Raw genomic sequence first — 3365 nt, 5'->3', positions numbered from 1 at the left:
GCGGCTTTGGGTGGGTTGCCGCTCGCACCCTCCGCCGCTGACGCGGCTCCCACAGGTGAAGCGGCTCCCACAGGAGTGGCTCTCGCTTGGGCGGCTTCTGCACGGATGGACGGTGCGAACATCGTGCGCGACTGGATGTCCACATTTGCGCGGTGGGCCAGGGCCCAGGCGAGCAGGTCGTCGCTGTAGATCCGTGAAAGGCCGCATTCCACCCAGTCGGGAAGCGCGCCGGGACCCCACAGCCACACGCTGTTCACGGGTGGAAGGCCCTGCGCCGCGCGTGTGCGGTTCACCGGGTGGTTGTGCAGGATCACTTGCGCTTCGTTGATCAAGGCGCGCCAGCGCCGCCCTTCCTCGCCCTTGGGCAACTGCTCGAAGAGATCGGCGCCAAGCGCGTCCTCCGGCTCGGGAAAGGAAGGCACCTGGACGTAGCCCGGCAGACGCAGCTGCCAGTGCTGCGCATCGCCGACCAGGAGATTCATTCCCTCCGCCTCGAAGGTTTCGGCGAGCGCGTCGACCAGGCTCTTCGAATCCTCCACGCTCAAGCCGAGATTGCCGCAGGCAAGCAGGCGTGCGCCATTGAGTTCCGGCTGCACCCAGGCGGGATCGGCGGACAACCACAGTGCGTCGCCCGCGTCGCCGGCCACCGACTGGCGGATCAGCGCCGCGGCCGGCAGCGGCCCATGCGGCCATCGGAAGTGTTCCGACAGGGCGACGAGGTAACCCGGCATCGCCGCCGGCAGCGTCGTTCCGCGTGCCAGCCAAGCGGCAAAGGGGGCAACGCCGCCAACCTTGTCGCGTCCCGGCAACAGTACGTGGAGGACGGCGCTCACGCTCAGGCCTCGATCCGTTCGAGAAGTTCGAGCCATTCCGCTTCGAGCGTTTCCTTGTCGCCACGCAACTCGGCCTGGCGCTGGCCGAGCTTCATCAGTTCGGCCGTGGGACCGCCGTACACGGCGGGGTCGGCCAGCTTGCCTTCGATCATGCCGAGTTCCTTGTCCATGCTTTCGATCAACGCCTCGATCTTCTTCACCCGTGCGCGCAGCGGCTTTTCCTTCTCGCGGTCCTCCGCACTCAGCTTGCGCTTCTCCTTCGCCGACTCCTGCACGGGCGCGTCGGCCGGCGCGGAGGCCACGGCCGCCGTCTTGCGCGTGGTGGCGCGGCTGCGCAACCACTTCGCGTAGTCGTCGAGGTCGCCGTCGAAGGGTTCCACCTTGCCGTCGGCCACGCGCCAGAACTCATCGCAAACCATGCCGAGAAGATGGCGATCATGCGAGACCAGCACCAGTGCGCCGTCGAATGCCGCGAGCGCGTCGGCGAGTGCTTCGCGCATGTCGAGGTCGAGGTGGTTGGTCGGCTCGTCGAGCAGCAGGAGGTTCGGCTTGTCCCACGCGATCAGGGCGAGGGCCAGGCGCGCCCGTTCGCCACCGGAGAATGCGTCCACCGGCTCGAACGCACGATCCGCCGGGAAATTCCAGGTACCGAGGTAGTCGCGCAGCACCTGTGCGCCGGTGTTCGGCGCCTTTTCCTGCAAATGGTCGAAGGGACTCGCACCTTCGCGCAGGCTTTCGACCGTGTGCTGGGCGAAGTAACCGATCTTCGTGTCCTTGTGAAAACCGCGCTCGCCGACCAGCGGCGCGAGTTCGCCGACCAGCGACTTCACCATCGTCGACTTACCGGCACCGTTCGGACCGAGCAGGCCGATACGGTCGCCGGATTCCAGCCCGAAGGCGATGTCGTGCAGGACGACGTGGTCGCCGTAGCCCGCATCCACGTGATCCAGTTGCAACATCGAGGTCGGCAGCCGGTCGGGCGTCGGGAACGAGAAGCTGAAGGAGCGCTCGGCCCGCACCGCCTCGGTGCCGGCCATCTTTTCCAGCCGCTTCATGCGCGATTGCGCCTGCTTGGCCTTGCTGGCCTTGGCCTTGAAGCGGTCGATGAAGGATTGCAGGTGGGCCCGCTCGGCCTTCTCGCGCTCGTGCGCGATCTGCTGCTGGCGCAGGTGCTCGGCGCGCTGACGTTCGAACGCGCTGTAGTTGCCCGTGTAGAGCTTGGCCGTGCCGTCGTGCAGGTGCATCGTGTGCGAGATCACGCCGTCGAGGAATTCACGGTCGTGGGAGATGATCAGCAACGTGCCCGGATAGCGGCGCAACCATTCCTCCAGCCAGAGCACGGCGTCGAGGTCGAGATGGTTGGTGGGCTCGTCGAGCAGGAGCAGGTCGGACGGCGCCATCAGCGCACGGGCCAGGTTGAGGCGCACGCGCCAGCCGCCCGAGAACGAGGATACCGGCCGCTCGTGGGTTTCGGGCGCGAAGCCGAGGCCGTGCATCAGCCGGCCCGCACGGGCACGCGCGTCGTAGCCGTTCACTTCCTCGATGCGCATATGCGCGGCGGCCACGGCCTCGTGGTCCTCGGCGGCGAAGGCGTCCGCCTCGGCCTTGAGGGCGGCGGCCACTTCCACGTCGCCACCCAGCACGTATTCGATCGCCGGGTCGGGCAAGGCGGGGGTTTCCTGGGCCACGGAGGCGAGGCGCACCTTCGATGGCATGTCCAGGTCGCCCACTTCCGGTTCCAGCTCGCCCTTCAACGCGGCGAACAGGGTGGACTTGCCACAGCCGTTGCGGCCGATGACGCCGAGGCTCCAGCCGGTCTGGATCGTGAGATCCATCTGCGACAACAAGGTGCGGCTGCCCCGGCGCAGGGCGAGGTTGCGGAACGAGATCATGGATAGGCATGCAGGCGAGAGACGACTGCGCATGATAGCCGTCCCGCTCCGTCCGCGTCGCCGAAACGCGACGCAGCACACAGGCGCGAAGTTCGCCGCGCGCCTCCCATGGCGCAGCCCCGGGCGATCTGTTACAACGGCGTCCTGCGCCGCATGGGGAGCGCGACGGAGCCATCATGAACACCTTCAAGCCTGTTTTCACCGCGATCGCGCTGGCGCTCGTGTCGGCCTCCGTGGCCCCGTCCGTCCATGCCGGCGACACCCTGCTCATGCAGCGCGTGCAGCAGGAGCAGGCGATGAACCTGCCCAAGAAAGGCATGAGCATGGCCGAGGTGGAGCGTCGCTACGGCCAGCCCACCGCCAAGCTCGACTCCCGCGGTGGCGGCAGCCGGAAGCAGCCGGTGATCAATCGCTGGATGTACCCGGGGTATATCGTTTATTTCGAGCGCAGCCATGTGATCCACGCGGTGCTGAATACGCCGGCGGGCAACAACCTCAATCCGGCGAATCCGAAGTAAAGCGGCGTCGGATCGCCGCTCAAGCGGCTTCCCACCAAAGCCTTCCTGACAAGTCCGCGACAGCCCGGTGGGAGCCGACCCTGTCGGCGATCCCGCGGCAGCGGGCCAGGCTGAGGCAGCAC

General features: G+C 67.3%; 3 protein-coding genes. 1 reads left to right on the top strand and 2 read right to left on the bottom strand.

Annotation, left to right across the window (positions count from 1 at the left end):
- Together ACR9ZJ_RS19110 and ACR9ZJ_RS19105 are read right to left on the bottom strand one after the other, a co-directional pair.
- On the bottom strand, window positions 1–833 hold an 833-nt coding region (locus tag ACR9ZJ_RS19110; RefSeq protein ID WP_481288658.1), incomplete at its 3' end, for a hypothetical protein.
- A gap of 2 nt (window positions 834–835) precedes the next feature.
- Window positions 836–2725, bottom strand: coding sequence for an ABC-F family ATP-binding cassette domain-containing protein (locus tag ACR9ZJ_RS19105; RefSeq protein WP_481288659.1), 1890 nt, complete (start codon window positions 2723–2725; stop codon window positions 836–838).
- A 176-nt stretch (window positions 2726–2901) separates the two neighbouring features.
- Between ACR9ZJ_RS19105 and ACR9ZJ_RS19100 the strand changes: the two genes are divergently transcribed.
- Window positions 2902–3243 carry a hypothetical protein gene (locus ACR9ZJ_RS19100; RefSeq protein WP_429199712.1) on the top strand — a complete coding sequence of 114 codons (342 nt, stop codon included), beginning with the start codon at window positions 2902–2904 and terminating at the stop codon, window positions 3241–3243.
- Window positions 3244–3365 lie beyond the last annotated feature (122 nt).

It is taken from the genome of Luteibacter sp. KNZ12-1A (assembly GCF_056755675.1).
The sequence above is the reverse complement of the archived record's forward strand: the minus strand, read 5'-3'. Positions and strand labels throughout refer to the sequence as shown.

Excerpts from the sequence above, each read along its gene's own strand:
- ACR9ZJ_RS19105 (WP_481288659.1), bottom strand. The coding sequence starts at position 2,725 with ATGATCTCGTTCCGCAACCTCGCCCTGCGCCGGGGCAGCCGCACCTTG.
- ACR9ZJ_RS19100 (WP_429199712.1), top strand. The coding sequence starts at position 2,902 with ATGAACACCTTCAAGCCTGTTTTCACCGCGATCGCGCTGGCGCTCGTG.